General features: G+C 67.6%; 18 protein-coding genes and 1 tRNA gene. 10 read left to right on the forward strand and 9 right to left on the reverse strand.

Annotated elements, in window-relative coordinates; all coding sequences use genetic code 11:
* The first annotated feature begins 4 nt into the window (after nucleotides 1–4).
* Nucleotides 5–3,043 (forward strand): UPF0182 family protein, encoded by a 3,039-nt coding sequence (locus KO481_RS33960; protein WP_215922609.1) that lies wholly within the window; start codon nucleotides 5–7, stop codon nucleotides 3,041–3,043.
* Nucleotides 3,044–3,136: 93 nt separating this feature from the next.
* Here the strand turns inward: KO481_RS33960 and KO481_RS33965 are convergent, their stop codons facing one another.
* Nucleotides 3,137–3,694, reverse strand: coding sequence for a transglycosylase family protein (locus tag KO481_RS33965; protein ID WP_245401913.1), 558 nt, complete (start codon nucleotides 3,692–3,694; stop codon nucleotides 3,137–3,139).
* A gap of 557 nt (nucleotides 3,695–4,251) precedes the next feature.
* Between KO481_RS33965 and KO481_RS33970 the strand changes: the two genes are divergently transcribed.
* The 3 genes from KO481_RS33970 to KO481_RS33980 all read left to right on the forward strand — a co-directional run bounded on the left by KO481_RS33970 (nucleotide 4,252) and on the right by KO481_RS33980 (nucleotide 5,527).
* A tRNA-Met gene (locus KO481_RS33970) sits at nucleotides 4,252–4,325 on the forward strand.
* Between the two features lie 351 nt (nucleotides 4,326–4,676).
* Nucleotides 4,677–5,012: a hypothetical protein gene (locus tag KO481_RS33975; protein WP_215922610.1), complete on the forward strand. Its 336-nt coding sequence runs from the start codon at nucleotides 4,677–4,679 to the stop codon at nucleotides 5,010–5,012.
* Nucleotides 5,013–5,107: 95 nt separating this feature from the next.
* Complete coding sequence (locus tag KO481_RS33980) at nucleotides 5,108–5,527, forward strand: CBS domain-containing protein (protein ID WP_215922611.1); 420 nt, start codon at nucleotides 5,108–5,110, stop codon at nucleotides 5,525–5,527.
* Nucleotides 5,528–5,604: 77 nt separating this feature from the next.
* Here KO481_RS33980 and KO481_RS33985 read toward each other — a convergent pair whose 3' ends face one another.
* A complete protein-coding gene (locus tag KO481_RS33985) occupies nucleotides 5,605–6,096 on the reverse strand; it encodes a hypothetical protein (protein ID WP_245401914.1) in 492 nt (163 codons plus the stop codon).
* A 154-nt stretch (nucleotides 6,097–6,250) separates the two neighbouring features.
* On the opposite strand from KO481_RS33985, the gene KO481_RS33990 reads away from it, so the two are divergent.
* Nucleotides 6,251–6,565: a hypothetical protein gene (locus KO481_RS33990; protein WP_215922612.1), complete on the forward strand. Its 315-nt coding sequence runs from the start codon at nucleotides 6,251–6,253 to the stop codon at nucleotides 6,563–6,565.
* On the opposite strand, the gene KO481_RS33995 is transcribed toward KO481_RS33990, so the two are convergent.
* The 3 genes from KO481_RS33995 to KO481_RS34005 all read right to left on the reverse strand — a co-directional run bounded on the left by KO481_RS33995 (nucleotide 6,529) and on the right by KO481_RS34005 (nucleotide 10,180).
* The gene (locus KO481_RS33995; protein ID WP_281066246.1) at nucleotides 6,529–7,521 is read right to left on the reverse strand and encodes an AraC family transcriptional regulator; all 993 of its coding nucleotides are present in this window, start codon (nucleotides 7,519–7,521) and stop codon (nucleotides 6,529–6,531) included. The genes KO481_RS33990 and KO481_RS33995 overlap by 37 nt on opposite strands.
* A 161-nt stretch (nucleotides 7,522–7,682) precedes the next feature.
* Entirely contained in the window at nucleotides 7,683–8,372 is a 690-nt protein-coding gene (locus KO481_RS34000; protein ID WP_215922614.1) for a response regulator transcription factor, read from the reverse strand.
* A gap of 527 nt (nucleotides 8,373–8,899) precedes the next feature.
* A complete protein-coding gene (locus KO481_RS34005) occupies nucleotides 8,900–10,180 on the reverse strand; it encodes a cytochrome P450 family protein (protein ID WP_308166874.1) in 1,281 nt (426 codons plus the stop codon).
* Nucleotides 10,181–10,493: 313 nt separating this feature from the next.
* Between KO481_RS34005 and KO481_RS34010 the strand changes: the two genes are divergently transcribed.
* On the forward strand, nucleotides 10,494–11,834 hold the full coding sequence (locus KO481_RS34010) for a cytochrome P450 (RefSeq protein ID WP_215922615.1): 1,341 nt from the start codon (nucleotides 10,494–10,496) through the stop codon (nucleotides 11,832–11,834).
* 250 nt (nucleotides 11,835–12,084) lie between these two features.
* Here the strand turns inward: KO481_RS34010 and KO481_RS34015 are convergent, their stop codons facing one another.
* Nucleotides 12,085–12,564 carry a MarR family winged helix-turn-helix transcriptional regulator gene (locus KO481_RS34015; protein WP_215922616.1) on the reverse strand — a complete coding sequence of 160 codons (480 nt, stop codon included), beginning with the start codon at nucleotides 12,562–12,564 and terminating at the stop codon, nucleotides 12,085–12,087.
* A gap of 45 nt (nucleotides 12,565–12,609) precedes the next feature.
* Here KO481_RS34015 and KO481_RS34020 point away from each other — a divergent pair, with 45 nt between their 5' ends.
* Complete coding sequence (locus KO481_RS34020) at nucleotides 12,610–14,160, forward strand: FAD-dependent monooxygenase (RefSeq protein ID WP_215922617.1); 1,551 nt, start codon at nucleotides 12,610–12,612, stop codon at nucleotides 14,158–14,160.
* Between the two features lie 45 nt (nucleotides 14,161–14,205).
* Here the strand turns inward: KO481_RS34020 and KO481_RS34025 are convergent, their stop codons facing one another.
* The 3 genes from KO481_RS34025 to KO481_RS34035 form a co-directional block, all read right to left on the reverse strand.
* Complete coding sequence (locus KO481_RS34025; RefSeq protein WP_215922618.1) at nucleotides 14,206–15,759, reverse strand: acyl-CoA synthetase; 1,554 nt, start codon at nucleotides 15,757–15,759, stop codon at nucleotides 14,206–14,208.
* Between the two features lie 91 nt (nucleotides 15,760–15,850).
* A complete protein-coding gene (locus KO481_RS34030) occupies nucleotides 15,851–17,572 on the reverse strand; it encodes an MFS transporter (protein ID WP_308166875.1) in 1,722 nt (573 codons plus the stop codon).
* A 192-nt stretch (nucleotides 17,573–17,764) separates the two neighbouring features.
* On the reverse strand, nucleotides 17,765–19,153 hold the full coding sequence (locus KO481_RS34035) for a nucleobase:cation symporter-2 family protein (RefSeq protein ID WP_215922619.1): 1,389 nt from the start codon (nucleotides 19,151–19,153) through the stop codon (nucleotides 17,765–17,767).
* 606 nt (nucleotides 19,154–19,759) lie between these two features.
* On the opposite strand from KO481_RS34035, the gene KO481_RS34040 reads away from it, so the two are divergent.
* The 3 genes from KO481_RS34040 to xdhC are packed head-to-tail and all read left to right on the forward strand — an operon-like array spanning nucleotide 19,760 to nucleotide 24,751.
* On the forward strand, nucleotides 19,760–21,310 hold the full coding sequence (locus KO481_RS34040) for a xanthine dehydrogenase small subunit (RefSeq protein WP_372452168.1): 1,551 nt from the start codon (nucleotides 19,760–19,762) through the stop codon (nucleotides 21,308–21,310).
* A complete protein-coding gene (gene xdhB / locus KO481_RS34045) occupies nucleotides 21,307–23,871 on the forward strand; it encodes a xanthine dehydrogenase molybdopterin binding subunit (RefSeq protein ID WP_245401916.1) in 2,565 nt (854 codons plus the stop codon). The genes KO481_RS34040 and xdhB overlap by 4 nt, the downstream gene beginning before the upstream one ends.
* Nucleotides 23,864–24,751 (forward strand): xanthine dehydrogenase accessory protein XdhC, encoded by an 888-nt coding sequence (xdhC, locus tag KO481_RS34050; protein ID WP_245401917.1) that lies wholly within the window; start codon nucleotides 23,864–23,866, stop codon nucleotides 24,749–24,751. The genes xdhB and xdhC overlap by 8 nt, the downstream gene beginning before the upstream one ends.
* Nucleotides 24,752–24,795: the final 44 nt, after the last annotated feature.

Genomic DNA, 24,795 nt, shown 5'->3' on the forward strand with positions numbered 1-24,795 from the left:
CACCGTGGGCATGCGCCCCCCGACAGGCTTACCTTCGCTGTCTCGCCGCAGCCGTGTGCTGCTGGTGACGGCCCTCGTGCTGGCGGCGCTGCTGCTGGTCGGGCCGCGGCTGACCGATGCCTATACCAATTGGCTGTGGTTCGGCGAGGTCGGTTTCCGCAAGGTCTACACCACCGTGCTGTTCACCCGGATCGTGCTGTTCGTGGTGGTGACGCTGGTGGTCGGCGCGATCATCTGGCTGGCCCTACTGGGCGCCTACCGGGAGCGGCCGGTGTTCGTGCCGGTCTCCGGGCCCAACGATCCGATCGCGCGCTACCGCACCACCGTGATGGGCAGGCTGCGGCTGTTCGGCATCGGCCTGCCGCTGCTGGTGGGCCTGCTGTGCGGGCTGGTGGCGCAGTCGAGCTGGGTCACGGTGCAGCTGTTCCTGCACGGCAGCTCGTTCGGGGTCAAGGATCCGCAGTTCCATCTGGACGTCGGCTTCTACGCCTTCGATCTGCCGTTCTACAAGATGGTGCTGAACTGGCTGTTCGTCGCCACGGTGATCGCATTCTTCGCGAATCTGGTGACGCACTACGTCTTCGGCGGGCTGCGGCTGTCCGGCCGCGAGGGCACGCTCACTCGCCCGGCGCGCATCCAGCTCGCCACCATCGCGGGAATCTTCGTGCTGCTCAAGGCGTTTGCCTACTGGCTCGACCGGTACTCGCTGCTGTCCAGCACCCGCAAGGAGCCGACGTTCACCGGCGGGTCCTACACCGATATCAACGCGGTGCTGCCCGCCAAGCTGATCCTGCTGTCCATCGCGATCATCTGCGCGCTGGCGTTTTTCGCCGGGGTCGTGCTGCGGGATCTGCGGGTTCCGGCGATGGCCGCGGCGCTGCTGGTCCTGTCCTCGATCCTGGTGGGTGCGGTGTGGCCGCTGATCGTGGAGCAGTTCGAGGTGCGCCCGAACGCGGCCACCAAGGAGTCCGCCTACATCCAGCGCAACATCCAGGCCACCCGCCACGCGTACGGCCTGGAAGCCGACAAGGTGCAGTACCGCAGCTACCCTGGCACCCAGGCGGTGGATCCGGTCACCAATCCGACCGACCAGCAGACGATCGCGAACATCCGCCTGCTGGATCCGAACCTGCTGAACGCCACCTTCACCCAGACACAACAGCTGCAGAACTTCTACGGCTTCCCCGATCCGCTCGACATCGACCGGTACTCCCTCAACGGTCAGATGCAGGACTACATCGTCGCGGCGCGGGAACTGGTGCCGGGCAACCTGTCCGGTAACCAGACCGACTGGATCAACAAGCACACCGTGTACACCCATGGCGACGGATTCGTTGCCGCACCGGCCAATCGGGTGAACGTCGCGCCCCCGAAGGAGACCGAGAAGGCCGCCTCCGGCGTCACGAACAACAACGGATCCTCCGCGCAGTCGGCCACCTACGGCTATCCGGTGTTCAATGTCGGCGACAAGTCCACGGTCAGTGACCTTTTCACGCCACTGGACAAGCAGGCGATCCAGGTCACCCAGCCGCGGATCTACTACGGCGAGCTGATCGGCAAGTCCGACGCCGACTACGCGATCGTCGGCGGCAACCACCAGTCGGCCCGCGAATACGACACGGGTACACAGCAATTCACGTACGACGGCAAGGGGGGCGTGCCGATCGGCAGCTGGTTCAACCGGCTCGCCTTCGCCGCCAAGTACGCCGAGCGCAACATCCTGTTCTCCGGGGCGATCGGCTCGGACTCGAAGATCATCTACAACCGCGATCCGCGCCAGCGGGTGGAGCAGGTGGCGCCGTGGCTGAGCACCGACGGCGACGTCTACCCGGCGGTGGTCGACGGGCGCATCCAGTGGATCGTCGATTCCTACACCACGCTGGACAACTACCCCTACGCACAGCACACCTCGCTGGATGGATCGACCGAGGACAGCGTCGACCAGAACACCGGCCGGGTGATGCCGCGCAAGCAGGTGAGCTACATTCGCAACTCGGTGAAGGCCACGGTCGACGCGTATGACGGCACCGTCACGCTGTACGCGGTGGATCCGACCGATCCGGTGCTCAAGGCGTGGGAGGGCGTGTTCCCGGGGACGGTGAAGCCGCCGAGTGCGATCTCCAAGGACCTGCGCGCGCACTTCCGGTATCCCGAGGACCTGTTCAAGGTGCAGCGGGAGATCATGGGCCGGTACCACGTCGACGATCCGCGCGAATTCTTCAACAGCAACGCGTTCTGGTCGGTGCCCAGCGATCCGACCTCGGACGCCCCGACCAGCGCGAGTCAGCCCCCGTACTACGTGCTCAAGGGCAATTCGGACACGGGCCAGCCGTCCTTCGATCTGACCAGCGCAATGACGGGCTACAAGCGCCAGTTCCTGTCCGCCTACATCTCGGTGAGCTCCGATCCGGTCGATTACGGCAAGTTCACCGTGCTCGTGCTGCCCACCGATTCCCAGACCAAGGGTCCGGGGACGGTGCAGACGGCGATGACGACCGATATCCGGGTATCGACCGAGCGCACAACCCTGACCGGTGGCAACACCAACAAGGTCAGATACGGGAATCTGCTGACCCTGCCGATCGGCAAGGGCGGGATTCTCTACGTGGAACCCTGGTATCTGGAACGCAACAGCGTCAACGTCGCACCGCCCAACAACACCAACAACGCCTCGTACCCGCAGCTGGTGAAGGTGCTGTCGTACTACAACGCCAACGTCGGCTACGAGGCCACGCTGGGCGATTCGCTCAACAGCGTGCAGGGCGGCCTGGGCACGGCCGCGACGCAGCAGCCCGGGCAGGCCGCGACGAATCCGTCGCCGAATCAGAGCCAGCAGCCGCCGCCGAACCAGGGCGTGGTCCAGCCTCCGCCCGTGGTGCCCCCGACGGGGTCGTCCGCGGCCCGCGATGCCGCGGTGCAAGAGCTCAACACCGCGCTCAAGGGCGTGAACGACGCCCAGAAATCCGGCGATCTCGGGCAGCTGGGCACGGCCTTCCAGGCGTTGCAGAAGGCGATCGATGACTACAACAAGGCCGGGGGATAGCCGGGCCGGTCGATACATACAGCACGGCGCCGCCATCACCAGTGATGGCGGCGCCGTGTCGTCTCTCCGGTATGGGGAGGAGCGTGCGGGAACCTAGCGGCCCAGCGACTGGATCAGGCCGTTGTTCTGCTGCAGGAGCTGCTGGTACTGCGCGCCGACGCCGAGCTGCTTGGCGAACTGGTCGCCGGTGCCCTCGGCCTGGGTGATCAGGGCCTCGCGGCTGCCGGGCGCGGGCGCCGCGGGCGCCGCCGGGGCGGGGGCCGCTTGCGGGGCGGGAGCGGGCTTGGTGGCGGCCTCCTGGGACGAGGGACCCCAGCGCAGGTACTTGCCGCAGACGGGCCAGGCGCCCTGTCCCTGGCTGTTGAGCACGTTCTCCGCGACACGGACCTGCTCGTCCTTGCTGGCGTTGCTGGCCATTCCGGTGCCGCCGTTGGCACGCCAGGTGCTCTGCGTGAACTGCAGGCCGCCGTAGTAGCCGTTGCCGGTGTTGATGTTCCAGTTGCCGCCGCTCTCGCACTGGGCGACGCCGTCCCAGTCGTGGGCCGGGGCCGCGGAGGCGGAGGCGGCGATTCCGAACGGGACGACGACAAGGGCGCCGGTGACGGCGGCTAGGCCGAGGGCACGACTGCTGATCTTCCGGTTCTGGTTCATGGTGGTTGTCCCTTCCCGCGCCCACCTACCACGTCGGTTGCCCGCGGAGTCCCTGCCCCCAGGTGTCGGGGTTTGCGCGAACCGCGGGGCAGGGGTGCCGGTGTGCGGCGGTTCGGCTGGGTGCCCGTCACGGTGTCGATCCGGGTCGACAGTGACCATAACGAACAAATCTCGGCAGATCACGTCTTGATAACTACCGGAATTGCATGAAACGAATAACCGGAAAATTGGGGTCGATGCAGGTTGGCTATGCCATATTTGACAATTCTGGACGGTCTGTTATCTCTCTGTTATGTGTTTTAAATCACTCGAGAAATGTGGCATAGGTCACGTTATTTCGGCGCGTTCGGAGTCAACGCGCGCGGGCGGTAGAGGGTAATCTGAGCGATTCGAGTTTGCCGTTAGCGGAAGTAAGAACCGCGCGGCCCGCCATCGCGCGACCATTGGATCCGGGCCGGGCAAGATCGTTCCCGGCGCCTCTCGGATTGCCCGGAAATAAGCTCTGACCAGTCGATTTGCGATCGCAGAGCACTCGTGTGTAATGTTATGTTCACCGACGCGGGGTGGAGCAGCTCGGTAGCTCGCTGGGCTCATAACCCAGAGGTCGCAGGTTCAAATCCTGTCCCCGCTACAAACGAGGGCGGTCCTGACCAGTAGGTTCAGGACCGCCCTCATCTTTTTGCCGAGGTATCTCACGGCCTCGCTGCCGTCATTATTACCAAGTGATTCTATTCGCCGACCGCGGCGGCGAGCCGGGGCAGCGGGTTGCGGCACTCCACCTCCATGCGCCTGCGCCGCTTCCTCCGGAGGTAGACCACGGTATGCGCCCGCGCTATCCGCGACCGGCCGGTCGTCATGGTCCGGCCGGACACATCATCACCCGTCGTGCTCGGCCGAGCGGCGCGGGACCAAAGACTCTTCCTGCCCCACCGGCGTGGACGGTTCAATCGAGGGTGCCGAGTTGTTCGAAAAGGGTTGAGGCATGGTGGAAAACACGCTGCGCATTCGATTCGGCGACCATCAGAAGACTTCCGCCGGTACCCCCTTCCGTGAACCCTGTTTCGCGCAGGTCCTCGGGCACGTCGGCACGGGGCTGGAGGGTATCGAGATCTGCTTCACGCTGCGCGGATCGGCTGCGGCGACCTTCCCCTCGCCGCCCAGTGGTGACGGCATCACCTGGTTTGCCGCCACCAGCTCCGAGGGCATTTCCGCCGCGATCCCGATTACGCCCCATTTCGCCGGGACCGTCGAAGGCCATGTCACCGCCAAGATGATCCCCGCGCCGCATCCGGTCGACTTCACCCTGACCGCGGGGTGAGGCGGTCGGCACGGTTCAGCGGCCCCCGGGGACTGTGCCCCATGAATCGATAGCCGCCGGTCCGGCGGATCGGTGGCTGAATCAAGGAGGAAACTATGACCACTGCCAAGCAGATCATGCACGAGGGTGCACGGTGGATTTCACACGAAGAGACCTTGGAGCGGGCCGCGCAACTGATGCAGGAACTCGATGTCGGCTCGCTGCCGGTCGCTGACCAGAACGACAGGATGTGCGGCATCATCACCGACCGCGATATCGTCGTCAAAGCTATCGCCCAGGGCCATGATCCAGTCCGGACCACCTGTGCCCAGCTGTGTGAGGGCACGCCACGCTGGATCGACGCCGGCGCCGACATCGAACAGGCGCTGCACGAGATGGAGGCCCATCAGATCAAACGGCTACCCGTGATCGAAAACAAGCGGCTGGTCGGCATGATCAGCGAGGCCGACATCGCCGGGCACCTGAGTGACGACAAAGTCGCCGAGTTCGTCGAACAGGTCTACACACTGACCTGACCGTTGACCACGCAGCACTCCGGACCGCCATGATCGCTGCACTCATCGACTCGGCGGCGGCATCGCTGCAAAGGTGGTCACGGCAGCTGAATGGTGTGCTGGTGGTCGGCGATCGCTTGCTGGAGCCGAGCGCGGGAAAGTGTATAGGGGCCGCATTCGCAGGACGCGGGCAACGCATCGTCAACGGTGTCGTCACCGGCCAGGAGGTCGACGTAGCGGGAGCCGTGCCGATGGGCGCCGTGCGCGGTGTCGACGAAATCACGCGCACCGTGCGCATGTGGTCCGGGAGCGGACTGGAAAACCGGGCCGGCCGGGGTATCGAACACCATCGCGATGTGGTGGCCGCGGCCGCACCGCACATGGACCAAGACATGTTCGCTGCGGTGCACAATCGAGTCCAATGCGCCTTCGGCCATCCGTCGCCGTTCCGGCGCGGACAGTTTCGAAATCTTCGTCATCGCTCCACCATCGCGCCTCCCCGCTATCGGCAGCAGAGCCGAAATCAACCATTGGAGGGGACGATCGGCCACCCGGTTCGTGTCACGACGATGTCGTTGATCGAACGTCACAGTAGCCACCCCGGCCCCTGGCCCCACGGGCGTTGCCGCAGTATCGCATCGGTATCCGGCGGAAGACTCGGCGGTACAGCAGGGAGTTGCCGGTGATCGTGCCCGTTGTGTCGCTGGTTGTCGCGCACTCGGCCTGCCCTCCTCGGGGACGGCGATGACCACGTCGCCGAGGGCACCCGGCCCGATCCAGCTGATGCTCGCCGGTGATGTGATGCTCGGGCGCGGCATCGATCAGATCCTCGCCCACCCCGTCGATCCCCAGCTGCACGAGCCGTGCGTCAACGATGCCCGCCGCTACGTGGAGTTCGCTGAGCAGGCAAGCGGCCCGATTCCGCGCCCGGTCACACCCGACTGGCCGTGGGGCGCCTCGTGCGGTTCAGCCGATCACCACCGGCGGCACGCTCATCGTCGCCCGCCCGGCAGCAGTCGGGGTCATGACCCGTCCGAGCCGAGTGCCGACCAGCGGTGATGGGCTCGGCGCAGTGCGCGAGCGTCGGAATAGCCGAGCTCGCGAGCCATATCGCCACCGTCGACCGGATGCTGTGCCGAGCGGGTCTCCAGCACCGCCCGACGAGCGCGGTCGAGTTCGCCACGCCAGGTGGTGCCCTCCTCCGCGAGCCGGCGCTGCAAAGTGCGCCGGCTGGTGACCATTTCCCGGGCGGCGCGATCGACGCTGACCGCACCGTCGCCGAGCATCGGGATCAGCACCTCGTGCAGCCGCTGCGACCACGTCGCCGCGCGCACCGTCTTCGGCTGCGTGGCGGCATAGCGTCGCAGCACCGCGGCGAGCATCGGGTCGGCGGTGCGCAGCGGCAGCGTCAAATCCGCGGTGCGGAAGGTGATCCGATCGGTCGGAGCGCCGAAGTCGATCTGCTCGGTGCCGAATGCCTCGATGAACTCCCTGTGCTGCCGGGGTGCTCGCTGCCGCAGACACACCCGCACCGGATTCACCGCCGTTCCCGTCACCCGCCGGGCCCGGGTCACATTGGCCATCAGCGCGTACTGCATTGCCAGTTCACGCCCGCGGTCCGTGCCATCGAGCAACCGGATGTCGACGCTGACCTCGTCCTCGCTCGCATCGGCCAGTGCGAAGTCGTAGTTGGTCGTCACCACCCCGAGGTACGGCCGGCTCACCGCCAGCCCTTCGCCCAACGTCGGTGCCGTGATCAACAGATAATCGTGCAGACCCATCTGACCCGGGCGATAGGAATCGGCGATCCGCAGGGCGATGTGCGGATCACCCAATTCCTTCTCTGCGCGTTCCCACAGCCGTAACTGGCTGCTGGCGGGCACCATCACATCGCTGCTCGACAGCATCCAGGTCGATAACCCCACTTCATCGGCGAGTCTGTGCCGAACCTCCGGCGAGAGGCCCGAACTCTCGAGCACAGTCCGGGGAAGGAGTATCAGATCCACCGCTTCCATACGACACCTACACGGGAAAGCGCAGCCACCGGCCCGGGATGCGCGACTATCCGGTCATGATAGGACGTTCCGCCCAGCCGTAATATCTCGAACCGGAGGCAAGCGCCACCCGAGCGGTTATCCGAAATTGCTTGCGACACACTGATTGTGGTGTGTGCCGGCTAGGAAACGGCGCTCACCTGCGCCGGGGCGTCGCCCCAACGGTAGCCGTATCCGCGGACCGTCGAGATCAGGCCGGGGCGGTCCAACTTGCCGCGCAGCCAGGCCATGTGCACATCCAGCGACCGGGACACACCCATCACCGCATCGCCCCAGACCCGGTCCATCAGCTGCTGGCGGCTCACCGCCCGGCCCGGCCACTCGACCAGCACCTTGATCAGCTCGAATTCCTTGTGCGTGAGCATGATCGGCGTTCCGGCCACCACGACGCGCCGGGCGTTCAGATCGACCCGCACGTCCCCGGTGACGACGACGTCGACCGCGGCGGGCGGGGTTCGGACCCCGCGATTGCGGGTCGCCTTCTCGAGTCGCGCGATCAGCTCCTGCAGCCGCGGCGGCCTGGTAACGCAGTCATCCGCGCCGAGGCGCAGCGCTCGCACCAGTGAGCGCTCGTCGCGCTGGTCGGCCAGGACCACCACCGGTATCGAACTGACCTCGCGAAACTGCCGCAACGCCTGCATGCCCGGCATGTCCGGCAGGCTCAGCTCGAGGATGACCGCGTCGCATTCGCGATAGGAGGTCAGCAGATCCAATCCCCGGCGCCGCCGTTGGATCTCGTGGTGATGTGCGGTCAGTCCCTCCGCCAGTGCGTCCCCAACCTGGTCGTCGTCTCCGACCAGTAGTAGTCGCATGGCCGCCGTCCCGTAGAGCCGTATGGAAATTTGCCGAGCGGCCCCGGTGCCGCCGGTCGATTCATCGTGCCATGGGGACGGCCGCGGCCGGGACGACCGAACGTGCCAACATTGCGCTGAACCGCGCCAACCGTGGCGCCGGTATCCGGACGGTCGTATCCCGCTGGGACGAGGGCGATTCCGAGGGACGGACGGCCCGCGCGGCACGACTCCGGGCTGGCGCGTTATTGCGAGATGTCGGCACGTGTGGTCCTGGTCACTTCGATTGCCGTGCACAACCATTGAGAGCGGTAGACGGATGGCGCACGGTGTCGCGTCACTATTCGATCGAGGTGGTGTTGGGAATGTTGTCGCCGCAAGACCTGTCTCGGCGCGTGACCGTGCGTTTTCCGGTCGCGGCCCCAGGCTCGGAGTGGGTACTCGAGTACACCGCGACCGCGGCGGAGGCGGTCGAATTCGCTTCGTCCGCACGGGAATTCGGTCTCAAGGTCGCTGTCGACACCCAGACCCGCCCCGGGCTACGGCCCTTACCGTGCCGGCGGCTGTGGGCCCTCCCGTAATGACGATGTGGCCGCAACAGGTGGGGTCGGCGTGAACTCCACCGGCAGGCTCTCGAGCGCCCGGTGGAACGGGCCCGGCCGCCAGACGGGCCGACCGGCCGGGAAGGTGAGCCGCATATCCGGCAGCATGTCCAGGAGTTGGTCGATGGCGTCCTGCGCGATCAGATACGCCATCGAGCGCCCCGGACAGGCGTGCGGCCCGGCGCCCCATGCCAGATGCGAGCGATTGCCGACGAGGTCGTCGGTGCGGATCGCTGGATCGTTGTTGCAGGCGGCCATGCTGATCAGGACGGGCTGATGTGCGGGCAGCCAGAAGTTGTCGATGAGGATCGGCTGCCGGGGATAGGTCGCGAGCATGTTCGCCAGCGGCGGGTCGTCGAACAGGACCGCGTCGAGAGCGTCGCGAGTGGACAGGTTGCCCCCGGCGACCACGTCGCCCAGCCCGTCGTTCGACAGAATCGGCAGCAGGGTGTTGGCGATGAGATTCTGCTGCAATTCGAATATCGTGGCGCAGAAGCTCGCGGCGTGGTTGACCACCTCCTCCAGGCCGAGCCCGGACGGATGTCGCAGCAGCCGCGTGGTGACGTCGTTACCCGGTTCGGCCTGTTTGAGCTGTACCAGTTCCACCACGGCCTCGCCGAACAGTCTGTTGCCTTCCTCGGCCCCGATGCCGTCGAACATGGCCGCCAGGGCCGCCCCTATCCGCTGCCCGATCTCCGGCGGGCAGCCGAGCAGGGCGGCGGCCACTTCGGATCCCAGCGGCGCGGCGTATTGCCGGAGCAGGTCGGCGGTGCCGTCCGCGGAAAAGCGATCGATCAGCGAGAGCGCGATCCGTTCCACGGTGCCGTGCACGGAATGCAGATCCATAGCGTCGATGCTCGCGGTGACGGCCGACCGATAGCGTGCGAAATCCGATCCGGCGCTTCGGGAGGAGATGGGGCGCCACTGCATGATCGGCAGGATGGGGCACTCGGCGGGGATGTTCTGCTCCCAGGTGCGCGGATCGGCCGGGAAATGGTCCGGATCGTTGAGTATTCGCAACGCTGCGCGGTAGCCGATCACCAGTGTCGCGGGGACGCCCGGCGCCAGCTCCACCGGCGCCAGGGAGCCGAACCGCGCGCGCATCTCGCGATAGTAGCGATGGGGATCCGCGGCGAATTCCGGCACGTACAGCGGGACCGGTGGTCCGTCTGCGCCGCTGGGCGAGCCGCGTCCGGCCGGGCAGGTCGGGGGCGGTGGGATCGGCACGGGCGAAATCTCCTGACGGTACGTCGATGCGAGCGTCGACCACGTTACGAAGGGAGTCCGCGTCCCGCATGGAGGTATCGGGTGCCGCGCCGAATATTTAAGATTCCGTTGATGTTTCGCCGGTGTCACGGTGGCGGTCCCGCGGCGCGATGGCCGAAGTCCTAAGGGGTTGTTAAAGAATTCCCAGCGGGATGCGGACGGTGTGCTTCGCATCGCACAATTCCAGTGTGCCGCAATGGATTCGGTGCCGGTGACAGTTCACGTCCGAAGGGGATTCCGCTATGACCGAGACCAGCGCTTGCCAGGGGTTGTCATGACCGCTCCCGCGATTTCCACGGCGCCCGGTGGCATCCCGTTACTGGGACATGCCCTGCGCATGCGGGACACCCCGCTGGAGTTCTTCTCGTCGCTGCGCGACTGTGGCGATATCGTCGAGATCAAGATCGGGCCGCAGCGCGCGTACGTACTGAATTCTCCGGAGCTCATTCGCCAATTGCTCGTCTCGCAGCATCGCCAATTCGATAAGGGCGTGCAAATTCAGGGCGCCAGAGATCTGTTCCGTGACGGATTGGTCATCTCGGAGGGGGAGACGCACCGGCGGCAGCGCCTGATGATGCAGCCGGCATTCCATCGGAAGCGGATCGCCGCATATACCGAGGTCATGCGGGAGCAGTTCGTGGAGCGGACTGCCGCCTGGCGCGATGGCGAGGTCATCGATGTCCGCGTCGAGATGAGTGAGCTGACCTTGGCCGTGGCGGCGAAGGCGCTGATCTCGTCGGATCTGGGCAAGGATCTGGTGGCCGAGATGCTGCACCGCCTGCCGCGGCTGTTCGACCTGCTGTATCAACGGCTGATGTCTCCGGTGGCGATGCTGAACCGCCTGCCACTGCCGCGCAATCGCGAGTACCGGGCGATTCTGGCGCGCCTGCATCCGATGATCGACGGGGTTATCGCCGATTACCGTGCCAGCGGCGACGGCCGCGATGACCTGCTGAACACGATGCTGCAACTGCGGGACGAAAGCGACGGAAGCACCCTGACGGACCAGGAGATTCACGATCAGGTCGTGGCGATTCTGGTGGCCGGGACGGAAACCACCGCCGCCACGCTGTCCTGGGCGTTCCATCTGCTGGCCGGGCATCCGGAGGTCGAGGCGCGAGTGCACGCGGAGGTGGATGAGGTGCTCGCGGGCCGGCCGGCGCAGCACGCCGACCTGCCGCGCCTGATGTACACCGCGCAGGTGGTCAGCGAGGCGTTGCGCTATTACCCGCCGGCGTGGATCGTCACGCGGACGGCGACCGAGGATGTGGAGCTGGGTGGTTACCGGATTCCGAGGGGAATGTCGGTGATGTTCAGTCCCTACAGCGTGCAACGCGATCCGCGATGGTTCACCGATCCGCAGAAGTTCGACCCGGACCGGTGGTCGCCGGAACGGGCATCGGAGATCCCCAGGGACGCGATCGTGCAGTTCGGCGCCGGACCGCGCAAATGTATCGGCGACGTCTTCGCTGTCGTCGAGGCCACCATGGCACTGGCGACGATCGCCGCGGGCTGGCGGTTGCGCGCCACGCCGGGAGCACAGGTGGAGCAGGTCGCGACGAGCACGCTGGTGCCCCGCAACCTGTTCCTCACCCTCGAAAAGCGCGAATCCTGAATCGGCCGTCGATCTCGACCTGGTCACCCGCTGACACCAGCGTGACGCCGCCACCCCGACGAGGCGGCGGCGCCGCACGCACACGGCCCGGGGCCACGGTGGTCCGGCCGGCGAAGACTCTCGGGCGGGCCGAATCATGTTCTGGCGCAATCTTGAAAGGTTCTGGCCGGGATCCGCACCAGGAGGATCCACGGCGGTTCGCCGCCCTGCTGACAGACTTCCTCGCCGATCACCGAGGTTGGACGGAGGGTCATTCCGGAACGCCTGCCGCAGGTGTTATTGCCTCTGTCGCAGGAACTTTCGTCCTGTCGAGGTTATCTCCGAGGCGGGTCAGCAGCTGCTTCAGGGTGTCGATCTCCGCGGGGGTGAATCCGGCGACGGCGCGGTTGTCCAGGGCGGCGAGCCGGTCGTGCGCGGCGATTGCGAGAGTCTCGGTCTCCGGTGTCAGAGCGATGGTCTGGCTGCGCGCGTCGCGGGGGTGCGGGGTGCGCTGGATCAGTCCGTCCCGATCCATCCGGGTGAGCAACTGCGCCATCGAGGGCTGCTCGATGCCGGTGGCCTCGGCCAGCTCCCTCTGGGTCGGCCCGGCGCCCTCGTGCAGCAGTGCGAGCACGGGGACCTGGGCGTAGCGCAGGCCGAGGGGTTTGAGCAGGGCGTCTCCGTCGCGGGCCAGTGCACGCGAGGCGCGGTTGATCAGTTGAGCCAGGCTCGGGGCGGCAGTGGGATGCATGATCCTCCTTTACATAGGTACCTATCTAGTGTTACATAGGTACCTATGAACATTACATCGAAAGCACCCCGAGTCGTCATCTCCGGCGCCGGTCCCACGGGCCTGATGCTGGCAGCCGAACTGCGTCTCGGCGGCGTTCAGGTCGTCGTGGTCGAGCGGCGTGCGGCCGGGACGGTCGGCGAATCGCGCGCACCGGGCATCAATGCCCGCAGTATGGAGGTATTCACCCAGCGCGGGCTGGCGCAGGAATTCCTGAGCCGCGGCAAGGTCCTGCCCGGGGTTCTGTTCTCCGGGATCCCCATGGCTCCGCATCGGATCGATCCCGAGTGGCCCGCCGCGCTGATCCTGCCCCAGCACCAGACCGAGAAGATCCTGGCGGCCCGTGCGGTCGAACTCGGCGCCGACTTCCTGTGGTCCACCGCCGTGGTGGATCTGAACCAGGACGACGAGGGCGTCGAGGTGGTCATGGACGGGCCCGCGGGCCGGTCCATGCTCCGTGCCGACTACCTCGTCGGCTGCGACGGCGGCCACAGTGCGGTGCGCAAGCTCTGCGATATCCCGTTCCCCGGCGACGAGCCCGTCTCGTTCTGGGTGGTGGGCGACGTGCACCTGGACTCCCCGCCCGACGGCGACGGGGTCTTCGGCCGCAACGAGCGAATCGGCACCTACCAGATCTCCCGGGCCGAATCCGGCTGGTTCCGTCTGAGCATGATGCGGACCACCCCACCCGCGGATCGCACGGCGCCGGTCACCCTAGACGAGCTGCGCGAGGTCATGCGCGAGGGCCTCGGCACCGACTACGGGCTGCGCGAGGCGCGGTGGATGTCCCGCTTCGCTGATGGGTTCCGCCAGGTCACCGAGTATCGGCGGGGCCGGGTCTTCCTCGCCGGGGATGCCGGGCACACCCATTCCCCGATCGGCGGGCAGGGCCTGAATCTCGGGATTCAGGACGCGGTGAACCTCGGCTGGAAGCTGGCCGCGGTGCTGAACGGCGGTGCGCCGGATGCGCTGCTGGACACGTATCACGAGGAACGGCACGCGATCGCCGCCACCGTGCTGCAGCTGACGAAGGCGCAGACGGGGCTGATCAAGCCCGGGCCGCAGATGGATGCGCTGCGCGGCGTCGTGGCGGACATGCTTGCGGTGCCGCAGACCTGCCTGCACCTGAGCGGCATCCTCAGCGGGCTGAACCTGCGCTACCCGCTCGGCGACTCGCACCCCCTGCTCGGCCGCCGCATGCCCAACCTGCCCCTGACCACCGACAACGGTGCCACTGACGTGTTCGGCCTGCAGCATCTGGCCCGTCCACTGTTGATCAACCTCGGCGCGGCCGACCTGGCCGGTACCCCGTCGGCGTGGGCGGATCGCGTGGACTACATCGAGGCCCGACGCACCGGCGAGGACCTCGGCAATCGTTGGCGCCTACCGGTTTTCGGCGATATGCCCGCCGTGGATGCGGTTCTGGTCCGGCCCGACGGGTACGTGGCCTGGGTCGCCCCGTCGGGCGAGTCGTTCGACCACGACGCACTGACAGGCGCACTTACCCGATGGCTGGGCGCCGCGCATACCCCGGCGCCAGACCCGATTCGATCGTGACGCGGCCGCCGAATGGCGTCTCGTTATCGCCGGGCCGTCGCGAAACTAGATCGCCCGGTCGGTGCCTGACCAGTAGGGCTCGCGCAGACGGCGTTTGAAGATCTTTCCGGAATCCTCGCGAGGCAGCTCGGTCGCGAATTCGACGACCTTCGGGAGTTTGAATTTCGACAGCGTCGCCGCCAATGCGTCACACACGGCGTCGCCCGTCAGGACCGCGCCCTCCTCCGGTTCTATCCACGCGCACACCGACTCGCCGAATTCGTCGTCGGGTATGCCGAAGACCGCACAATCGCGCACGCCGGCGATCGCCAGCAGGGCCGACTCGATCTCGGCGGGGTAGATATTGACGCCCCCGGAAATGATCATGTCGCGACGGCGGTCGCACAGGAAGAGATATCCGGCCTCGTCGAGCCAGCCGATATCGCCGACGGTCAGCAGCGCGTCGCGCTCCATGGCGTCGCGCTCGTCCTGCCGGCCGTGATAGGTGAAGTCCGGCACGGCCTCCGATCGGACGTAGACGTCACCGATTCCCTTGGGCGGTAACGGCTTACCGTCGTCCCCGAGTATGCGCAGGGTCACCCCCGGCAGCGCGCGCCCGACGGTGCCGGGCCGGGCAAGGGCCGTCGCCGAATCGTGCGCGGTCATGAGCCCGGTCTCGGTGGAGCCGTAATATTCGTTGATCACCGGCCCCCACCATTCGATCATTCTCCGCTCGACGTCCACCGGACACGGCGCGGCTCCGTGCACGACGAAACGGAGCGAGGAGAGGTCGTATCGCGCGCGGACCTCCTCCGGCAGCTTCAGCAGCCGGATGAACATGGTCGGAACCATATGCATGTGGGTGACCCGGTGCTCGTCGACCAGCGCGAGCAGCTGCTCCGCCTCGAAGCGCGGCTGCAGCACGATCGTCTCCGCCAGGCCCGCCGCGGCGAACCCGTAGGAATTGGGTGCGGAGTGATACATCGGCCCGGTCATCATGACGACCATCGGCCGATCCGCCGACAGTCCGTAGGCGGCCTCGAGAATGATCTGCTGCGCGGCGCCGTTCTCGGGCGTCGCGGGCCGGCGCCGCACGCCCTTGGGCCGCCCGGTCGTGCCCGAGGTGTAGAACATCGCGGACGGGCCGAAGGGCTGCTCCGGAAGGGCATCGCAGTGCGCTCCGGACAGCCAATCATCCCAGGGCGTGGCGCCGCGAAGGCTCGCGCCCGGCGTCAGGCCGTAGGCGGCGGCAATCTCCCGGGGGACGGCGGCCTCGATGACGGGAGGGAGCCCGGTCAGCGAAGTCAACGGCGACAACAGATCCCGATGTCCGATCAGTAGTTTCGCGCCGCTGTCACGCAGGACGTAGGACACCTCTTCTGGTGTCGCGTGCCAGTTCATCGGGGTTGCGTAGGCGCCGAGCCGGCGTGCGGCGAGGCTCGCGGCGAAGAACGGAAAGTCGTTGCGCAACAACAGGGCGACCGCATCTCCGGCTCCGATCCCGATGCTCGCCATGGCGATTGCGGCGCGCCGTACCTGCTCATCGAGTTCTGATGGGGCCAGCACCCGCTCGCCCGCGATGAGCAGCGCCGTCATGCCGCGGCCCCGTGGTCCGGGCATCGCGCCGAGGGCAATCGGACCGCCGCCCTGTGCATTTCACGCCCGAGATGGCGTAACGGTGTGCTGTTCATCCGATTGCTCCTTGAAGACGTCAATCCGTATTCGATTCGCGGTGCAGCTGCGCCAGGCTCTCCCGCACCAGCGCCTGGTGCCGCTCGGCGTCCTCGCGGGCGCGCCTGGGGCTCCACCGGCCGACGAGTAGGAAGATCGTGGGCACGAACACCAGCTGTGCGGCGAAACAGACCCACCACCAGACCTGCCATTGATGGGGATTGTCGTGCTTGGCTCGGGTCACCTCGCCCGCGTGCTTCGACAGATACCGCAGGTCGGCCGGCGGGACGGGCGCGGTGGCCAGCTGCTGCAGCCGTGCGGCCGCGGCCGTGGGATCCGGGGCGAGGCCGGCGCGCATCAGTTGCGATACCGCCGCGGCACCGGCCTGCTGATCGGTTGGGTGCTGGGCCAGCGTGGTGAGCACTCCGGGCGAGACGGCGCCGATGGTGCCCACCTGCTCCGGGTACTGCTGGACTATCGCGGCCACCCGGGTGCCCTGGTCTACCAGCGTCGAGACCGCCGTGACCGCGAGTGTGAATCCGGCGAGCGAGATCGCGACGACGAGGCGAATGGTCCAGCCCCACAGCGCGAGTCCGGTCGCGGTCGCCGCCGGGTTGTGCCGTTCGACGGTCTCGGTGAAGCTCGCCATCCAGGCGCAGTAGGCCACGCCGCCGCCGATCGCGCCGACCGCCATTACGGCCGCGAACTCGTAGTAGGAGGTCTGCGGGCGGGTGGCCAGCGTCGCGAAGGCGCCGATGGCGGCCAGGCTGATCGCCGTGCCCAGGATCATGAACGGCTTGCGCACGCGGATCCGATCGGACAGCACGCCCGCCACGACCAGGGCGATGGCGTTCGAGCCCCAGTACCAGTTCGCCAGGGAGTTGGCCCGCGCCTCCGAATAGCCGAAGACGGTCACGAAGTAGACGACGAAGAAGCCGACGGCGATGTAATAGAAGAACAGGAACATGCTGATCCCGAACGCCGGCGCCAGCACGTCCAGGCGTAGTAGCCGGCGCCACTGATGGCGCAGCGCGTCGGCCGGATCCAGCCCCGCCGCGCGCGCCTCGATGAGCTCGCGGTCGCGCACGCTCACCATGAGCTGGTCGCGCAGGGCGGGCGAGAGCTCGCGGAGCCCGACGAAGGCGATCGCGGCGATGACGAACCCGATGATTCCGCACACGTAGAACTGAAATCGCCACTGCGGGTGGGCATCCAGCGTATTGCTGGATATCTCGGTCACCGCGAGGCTGCCCAGCACCGGCCCCATGGTCCAGAAGCCCATGGCCGACGCGCGGCCCAGCTGCGGGGAGAAGTCGCGGATCAGGGCGGGCGTCGCCACCAGCATGATCCCCTCGACCACGCTCAGCACCGCGAAGAGCACCAGGTACGCAGCCTTGTTCGGTGCGTGCGGCAGCCCGAACAGCACGATCGCCGCGGTGACGAACAGGCCGACGACGACGAGATTGGCCCGGCCCCAACGGTCCGCGAGCCCGGCCGCGAGCGAGCCGAACGCGCCGACCGCGTTGCCGATCACCGAGACCATCACATACCCGCCGAACGAGAATCCGAGATCGCCGATGATCTTGGTAGCCACGGCGCCCGGCACGTAGAGCTCGTAGTACAGCACGATGGTGGCGAGCACCGTAATCGCCAGATAGGTGTAGCGGGCAGCGGAATCGGGATAGTGCCGCAACGCGCGCCGCCAGATCCAGTCGGCTGGTCGATGGCTCGGAGCGGGTTCGGATGCGAGTTGATCGAGCACGGAAACCTCGCAGACGACAGCATGTGCTGGTGATACCCGTTGCCGGATAGTGTGATTCAGGACACAAAGATAGTCAGAACTGAATCCGGCGTCAAGTACGGAAAGCGGCCGCGCACGCACACGGCTCGGCGAGAAAGGATCTCGCCGAGCCGTAGATCGTCCGGTGCGGCCGTCACGCACCGGATCGCGTGTTCAGTGCGTGCCGGCGGAGGCCTCCGGCTGCTTACCCGTGCGCCAGTGGTTGAACAGCAGGTTCAGCACGAAGACCACGATCACCGCGGAGGTGATCGGGCTGCTGGCGATCATCTGGAAGTCGGTCGGGAACTTGGTGTAGAAGCTCGGGGCGACCGAGGGCAGCAGTGCCACCGACAGGGTCACCGCGATGATCAGCATGTTGTTGGTGCCCTCGAACTGCACCTTGTGCAGCACCCGCAGTCCGACCGCGGTGACCATCGCGAACATGACGGTCGCGGCGCCGCCGATCACCGGACCGGGAAGTGCCGCAACGAGACTGCCGACCTTGGGCACCAGGCCCAGCGCGACCAGGAACCCGCCGCATACCGCGACCACCCACCGGCTGCGCACGCCGGTCAGGCCGACCAGGCCCACGTTCTCGGCGAATGCCGTGTCGGGGAAGGAGTTCATGAATCCGGCCAGCACCGCGGACAGGCCGTCCGCGGCCAGGCCGCGCGCCAGATCGGCGGGCTGCAAAGGCTTGTCGACCATCTCGGCGACCGCAACCATGTCCGCGGTCGACTCGGTGAAGGTCACCAGCATTACCACGCACATGGAAATGATTGCCGCGATGTGGAATTGCGGTGCGCCGAAGTTGAAGGGCTGCGAGATGCCGAACCAGCCGGCCTTGCCGACGCCCGAGAGGTCGACCAGCCCCATCGGGCCCGCGACTATGGTGCCGATCACGATGCTGAGCAGCACCGCGATCTGGCTGATCAGGCCGCGGCCGAACTTGTGCAGCAACACGATCAGCAGGATCACCAGCCCCGCCAGTGCGATATGCGAAATCTGGCCGTAGCTGGGCGATTTGGGGTCGTCGCCGGCGATGAGCCCGGCGTCCGCGCCGATCAGCGACAGTCCGATCACGCAGATCACGCAGCCCGAGACCAGTGGCGGGAAGAACCGCACCACGGTGGCGAAGAACCGCGCGATCATCAGCCCGAAGATGCCCGAGACCAGGATCGCGCCGTACACGGTCGGTAGCCCGGCCTCGCCGCCGCCGAACTGCTGCGCGATCAGGATCATCGGCGAGACGCAGGTGAAGGTCGCGCCCGCGACGATCGGTAGCCGCACGCCGAGGATCTTGCCGATGCCGATGGACTGGATGAGCGTGACTATGCCCGATACCAGCAGGTCGGCGTTGACCAGCACGCCGATCGTATGGGCGGACAGTTTCAGCGCGCCGCCGACCAGTAGCGGCACGGCGACGGCACCGGCGTACATGATCGCCAGATGCTGCAGGCCCAGTAGCGTGAGCCGGGCGGGGGGAGGGACCTCGTCGACGGGGTGTCGCTGTGGCGCGATGCCATCGGGTTCGGGGGAGGGGCGCGAGAAGCGCAATTGCATGGCAAGCCTCCTGGGCAAGCAGAAATAACGGCCGACAACTACCGGAACGACGGCCCGAATCTGTCGCGGGAATTCTCGCACGAGTTACCCACGGCGCCAGCGTAAAAGCCACGAGCCGTTGCCCGGCTGTGCCGCAACGCTATGTTTACAACACGTAACACCCCGGTCGTGCCGATTTGGATGATAATCCGGTCGGGGCGGTGATTCGGGTCGCTCCATTTGGAGGATCATCCGAATGGCCGGACGGGGGCGGCGTCCGAGGTTGACCGCCGGTCCGGGCGCGGCTAGTTTTGGTGCCCATCCACACGCGTTACCGGAGAATAAGGAGGCGATCGGGATGTCCGCGGACCACGACCTGCGCCGCCTCGCCCACCGCATGGTGTGGGTGCCCGGCCGCGTCGCGCACGGCTGCTGAACTGCCTGGTCACCGCGCTGTTTAGTGCGTCGCCCGGATCCCGCGGGGCCGTGGACGCCGGCATCGCCACCGTCGCAGACCGATTTGCGCGGGCAATTTCTTGCCGCTGCGCCTCGACGTAGAAAGCCGCCTAAAATGGATATTGTCGTTATCCGTCATCCATTCGATCGACAGTGTAAAGAGGGCCTGCCATGGTAGCGCCGCGGATCATGGTCAATGGCGAGAGCATGCCGATATCTCCCGCCGCCCCGGCGACAACTGTGCTGGATTTCCTGCGGCAGTGGGGTTTCACCGGGAGTAAGGAGGGCTGCGCCGAGGGGGAATGCGGCGCCTGCTCGGTCCTGGTGGCCCGCCCCGGCATCGCCACCCCGACCGAATGGGTCGCGGTCAATGCGTGCCTGATTCCCGTTGCGGCGCTGGACGGTCAGGAGATCGTCACCGCCGAGGGCCTGGGCACACCGAAGGCGCTGCATCCGGTGCAGTACGAGATGGCGGTGCGCGGCGGATCGCAATGCGGGTACTGCACACCGGGATTCATCTGCAGCATGGCCGCCGAGTACTACCGCGCGGATCGCAATGAACAGCTCTCCATCGCAATGGAATCCGTGGCGGCGAACGGCGTCACAGCGCGGTTCGACGGCGCCGCGAACGGTTCCGCGGTGGGGGCGGCCGATTCGGTGTCGGCGGGCTCCGGCGGCGCGCACGACGACGGCTCCGAGCACGGTCCGAACGGCTTCGACCTGCACGCCCTGAGTGGAAACCTGTGCCGCTGCACCGGATATCGCCCGATCCGCGATGCCGCCTATGCACTCGGTGACCCGGCGGCGGACGACCCGCTCGGGCAGCGCCGCGAGGGTGCGCCGCCTGAGCCGGTGCCGACCGTCCTGGAGCGTGACGGCCAGACCTTCGCCCGCCCGGCCACCCTGGCCGAGGCGCTGGAGTTGTTGCGCGCCCGTCCGGACGCCGTGGTCGTCGCGGGCAGCACCGACTGGGGTGTGGAGGTGAACATCGGCGGCCGCCGCGCCGAGTACGTCGTCGCGATCGATCGGCTGCCCGAACTGCGCGGCCTGCGGGTCGAGCCGGATCGCATCGAGATCGGCGCCGCGCTGACGCTCACCGAGATCGAGCGGAGCCTGCGCGGGACGGTTCCGCTGCTGGCCGAGCTGTTCCCGCAGTTCGCCTCGCGGCTGATCCGCAACGGCGCGACGCTGGGCGGCAACCTGGGCACGGGCTCGCCGATCGGCGACGCCCCGCCGGCGTTGCTCGCGCTCGGCGCGTCGCTCGTGTTGAGCGGCGCGGATGGTGAGCGCGAGGTCGCCCTGGCCGAGTACTTCACCGGATACCGGCGCAGCGTGCTGCGCCCCGGCGAGCTGATCCGCGCGATCCGCATTCCGCGACCGCTGGCGCCGGTGACGGGGTTCCACAAGATCGCCAAGCGGCGTTTCGACGATATATCCAGTGTCGCAGTGGCTTTCGCGCTCGACATCCGGGACGGCGTAGTGCGCTCGGCTCGGATCGGGCTGGGCGGGGTGGCCGCGACCCCGATCCGCGCGTACGAGACCGAGGCGGCGTTGATCGGTCTGCCCTGGTCGCGCGAGACCGTCGAGGCGGTCGCGCGGGTGCTCGAGGGGGAGGGCACCCCGATGAGCGACCACCGCGCCAGCGCCGAGTACCGCGGCGCGATGCTCGGGCAGAGCCTGCTCAAGCTGTTCGCGCAGACCCACGAGGAGGTGTCGGCATGAGTGTTCTTTCCGAGCGGCCCGAGAGCCCCGCGGTGGGCCTGCCGATTCCGCACGAGAGCGCTGCCCTGCACGTCACGGGCGCCGCGCTCTACACCGACGACCTGGTGCATCGCACCAAGGACGTGCTGCACGCCTACCCGGTCCAGGTCATGCACGCACACGCGCGGATCCTGGCGCTGCGCACCGGACCGGCCCTGGCGGTACCCGGGGTCGTGCGGGTGCTCACCGCCGCGGATGTCCCCGGCGTCAACGATGCCGGGGTCAAGCACGATGAGCCGCTGTTCCCCACCGAGGAGGTCATGTTCTTCGGGCACGCGGTGTGCTGGGTGCTCGGGGAGACCCTGGAGGCGGCGCGGCTGGGCGCGGCCGCGGTCGAGGTCGAGACCGAACCACTGCCCTCGCTCATCACGATCGCGGATGCGATTGCGGCACAGAGCTTTCAGGGCGCCCAGCCGACGGTGCGGTGCGGTGACGTGGCGGCCGGATTCGCCGAGTCGGCGCACGTGTTCACCGGCGAATTCCAGTTCTCCGATCAGGAGCACTTCTATCTCGAGACGCATGCCGCGCTGGCCCAGATCGACGAGGCCGGACAGGTTTTCGTGCAGAGCAGCACCCAGCATCCGTCCGAGACCCAGGAGATCGTCGCGCACGTGCTGGGCCTGCACAACCACGAGGTGACCGTGCAGTGCCTGCGGATGGGCGGCGGATTCGGCGGTAAGGAGATGCAGCCGCACGGATTCGCGGCCATCGCGGCGCTGGGCGCCAGCCTCACCGGACGCCCGGTCCGGTTGCGGCTCAACCGGACCCAGGATCTGACCATGTCCGGCAAGCGGCACGGCTTCCACGCCTCCTGGCGGGTCGGATTCGACGCGCAGGGCCGGTTGCAGGCGCTGGATGCGACTCTCACCGCCGACGGCGGCTGGAGCCTGGACCTGTCCCAGCCGGTGCTGGCCCGTGCGCTGTGCCACATCGACAACACCTACTGGATTCCCAACGCGCGCATCGCCGGTCGCATTGCCAAGACAAACAAGACCTCCAATACCGCCTTCCGTGGTTTCGGCGGCCCGCAGGGCATGCTCGTGATGGAGGATCTGCTGGGCCGCTGCGCCCCGCTGCTGGGCCTGGATCCGGCCGAGCTGCGCCGGCGCAACTTCTACACCGCAGGGCAGTCCACCCCGTACGGGCAGCCGGTACGCAATCCCGAACGGATCCACACGGTCTGGCGGCAGGTGCACGAGAGCGGCGAGCTGGAGCACCGTCGTCGCGAGATCGAGGCGTTCAACGCCGCGCACCCGAATACCAAACGGGGACTGGCGGTTACCGGGGTCAAGTTCGGTATCTCCTTCAACCTGACGGCCTTCAATCAGGGCGGCGCGCTGGTGCTGATCTACAAGGACGGCTCGGTGCTGATCAATCACGGCGGCACCGAGATGGGGCAGGGTCTGCACACCAAGATGCTGCAGGTGGCCGCGACGACCCTCGGCATACCGCTGCACAAGGTGCGCCTGGCCCCGACCCGGACCGACAAGGTGCCCAATACCTCGGCCACGGCGGCGAGTTCGGGCGCGGACCTGAACGGCGCGGCGATCAAGAACGCCTGCGAGCAGTTGCGCGAGCGGCTGGTGCAGGTGGCCGCGACCCGCCTGGGCTGCGGCGCGGCGGATGTGCGGATCGTCGACGGGGTCGCCCGGGCGCTGGGTGCGTCGGGCGCCGGCCTCGACTGGGACGATCTGGTGCGCACCGCCTACCTGCAGCGGGTGCAGCTGTCCGCGGCCGGCTTCTACCGGACCGAGGGGCTGCACTGGGATGCCGCGACCATGCAGGGCTCGCCGTTCAAGTATTTCGCCTACGGCGCGGCGGCCAGCGAGGTCGAGGTCGACGGCTTCACCGGCGCCTACCGCATCCGCCGGGTGGACATCGTGCACGACGTGGGCGACAGCCTCTCCCCGCTGATCGATATCGGCCAGATCGAGGGCGGTTTCGTGCAGGGCGCGGGCTGGCTCACGCTCGAGGACATGCGCTGGGACACCGGCGACGGCCCGGGCCGCGGACGGCTGCTGACCCAGGCCGCGAGCACCTACAAGCTGCCGAGCTTCTCCGAGATGCCCGAGGTGTTCAACGTCGAGCTGCTGACCAACGCCACCGAGGAGGGCGCGGTATACGGGTCGAAGGCGGTGGGGGAGCCGCCGCTGATGCTGGCGTTCTCGGTGCGCGAGGCATTGCGTGCGGCCGCGGCGGCTTTCGGGCGGCCCGGGCGCAGCGTGGAGCTGGGCGCCCCTGCCACGCCCGAGGCGGTGTACTGGGCCATCAAACGGGCGCGGCAGGGAACCGCCGCGAGCTTGATTGATGCACAGGGGATTTCGCCCGCGGTCGCAGACTCCGTCCGATCGGCCGGCAACGGTCGATCGGGCGAGGTTCGTTCCGGTAACGGCCGGGTCGCCGGTGTGCGGCCGGACGACGACCCCTCGACCGTGCCGGGCAACGGCCGATCGGGCGGCCGCGCGGACGCGGGCGCGGCGCACGACAACCCCACCGGCGCAGGGGTTCCCGGCCATGGCTGAGCTGACCTGGATCGCCGCGGTCGCGGGGTTGCGCGCCCGCCGGGAGCCCGGCGTGCTGGTGACCGTCGCGGCGGTGCGCGGGCATGCACCGCGTCGCGCGGGCGCGAAACTCGTTGTGGGACAGTCGCGGACGTGGGGCTCGATCGGTGGGGGCAATGTAGAAGCGGTCGCGATCGACCGGGCCCGCGAGCTGCTGGCCGCGCCCGATCCGGAGCCGGAGCTGATGGATTTCGCGCTCAACGACAAGGTGATCAACGCGCACGGCGTGCAGTGCTGCGGCGGCACGGTCGCGGTGCTGCTCGAGCCGCTGCCGGTGGTGCCCGCGGTCGCGATCTTCGGGGTGGGGCACGTCGGGTTGGAGTTGGCGCGCATCCTGGCCCGCCAGGACCTGGACCTGCACCTGATCGACACCCGACCCGACGTGCTCAGCGACGAGCGCCTCGCGGTGCTTGCCGACGCGACCGCGCAGGTGCATGTGCATCAGGTGCCGATGCTGCCCGAACAGGTTCTCGCGGAATTGCCGTCCGGTACGCACCTGCTGATCATGACCCACGACCACGCCGAGGACGCCGCGCTGTGCGATGCCGCGCTGCGCGGCGGCGATTTCGGCTCGATCGGGCTGATCGGCTCGTCGGCCAAATGGTCGCGCTTCCGCCGCCGCCTGCAGACCGAGGGCGGTCACGCCCCCGAGGCCGTCGCCCGCATCCGCACCCCCATCGGACTCCCCGAGATCACCGGCAAGGAGCCCGCGACGATCGCGGTCGGGGTGGCAGCGGATCTGCTGCTCACCTTCGAGCGCGAACGGGCGGCCGCGGCCGCCCCGGGCCGGCAGCCCGAGGCGGTGTCACCGCAGTCGCCGACCGTGCAGCCCAAAGCCTGAGGAACTCACCGCTGTTCCGGCGTGCCGCCACTGTCGTTCCGGCA

Source organism: Nocardia albiluteola, assembly GCF_018860155.1.
Lineage (GTDB): Bacteria > Actinomycetota > Actinomycetes > Mycobacteriales > Mycobacteriaceae > Nocardia > Nocardia albiluteola.

Coding starts and splice junctions, on each gene's coding strand:
- KO481_RS34015 (WP_215922616.1), bottom strand. CDS start 12,564: ATGCATCCCACTGCCGCCCCGAGCCTGGCTCAACTGATCAACCGCGCC.
- KO481_RS34010 (WP_215922615.1), top strand. CDS start 10,494: ATGACCGCTCCCGCGATTTCCACGGCGCCCGGTGGCATCCCGTTACTG.
- KO481_RS33965 (WP_245401913.1), bottom strand. CDS start 3,694: ATGAACCAGAACCGGAAGATCAGCAGTCGTGCCCTCGGCCTAGCCGCC.
- KO481_RS34035 (WP_215922619.1), bottom strand. CDS start 19,153: ATGCAATTGCGCTTCTCGCGCCCCTCCCCCGAACCCGATGGCATCGCG.
- xdhC (WP_245401917.1), top strand. CDS start 23,864: ATGGCTGAGCTGACCTGGATCGCCGCGGTCGCGGGGTTGCGCGCCCGC.
- KO481_RS34000 (WP_215922614.1), bottom strand. CDS start 8,372: ATGCGACTACTACTGGTCGGAGACGACGACCAGGTTGGGGACGCACTG.
- KO481_RS34020 (WP_215922617.1), top strand. CDS start 12,610: ATGAACATTACATCGAAAGCACCCCGAGTCGTCATCTCCGGCGCCGGT.
- KO481_RS33990 (WP_215922612.1), top strand. CDS start 6,251: ATGACCACGTCGCCGAGGGCACCCGGCCCGATCCAGCTGATGCTCGCC.
- KO481_RS33995 (WP_281066246.1), bottom strand. CDS start 7,521: ATGGAAGCGGTGGATCTGATACTCCTTCCCCGGACTGTGCTCGAGAGT.
- KO481_RS33975 (WP_215922610.1), top strand. CDS start 4,677: ATGGTGGAAAACACGCTGCGCATTCGATTCGGCGACCATCAGAAGACT.
- xdhB (WP_245401916.1), top strand. CDS start 21,307: ATGAGTGTTCTTTCCGAGCGGCCCGAGAGCCCCGCGGTGGGCCTGCCG.
- KO481_RS34025 (WP_215922618.1), bottom strand. CDS start 15,759: ATGCCCGGACCACGGGGCCGCGGCATGACGGCGCTGCTCATCGCGGGC.
- KO481_RS34040 (WP_372452168.1), top strand. CDS start 19,760: ATGGTAGCGCCGCGGATCATGGTCAATGGCGAGAGCATGCCGATATCT.
- KO481_RS33980 (WP_215922611.1), top strand. CDS start 5,108: ATGACCACTGCCAAGCAGATCATGCACGAGGGTGCACGGTGGATTTCA.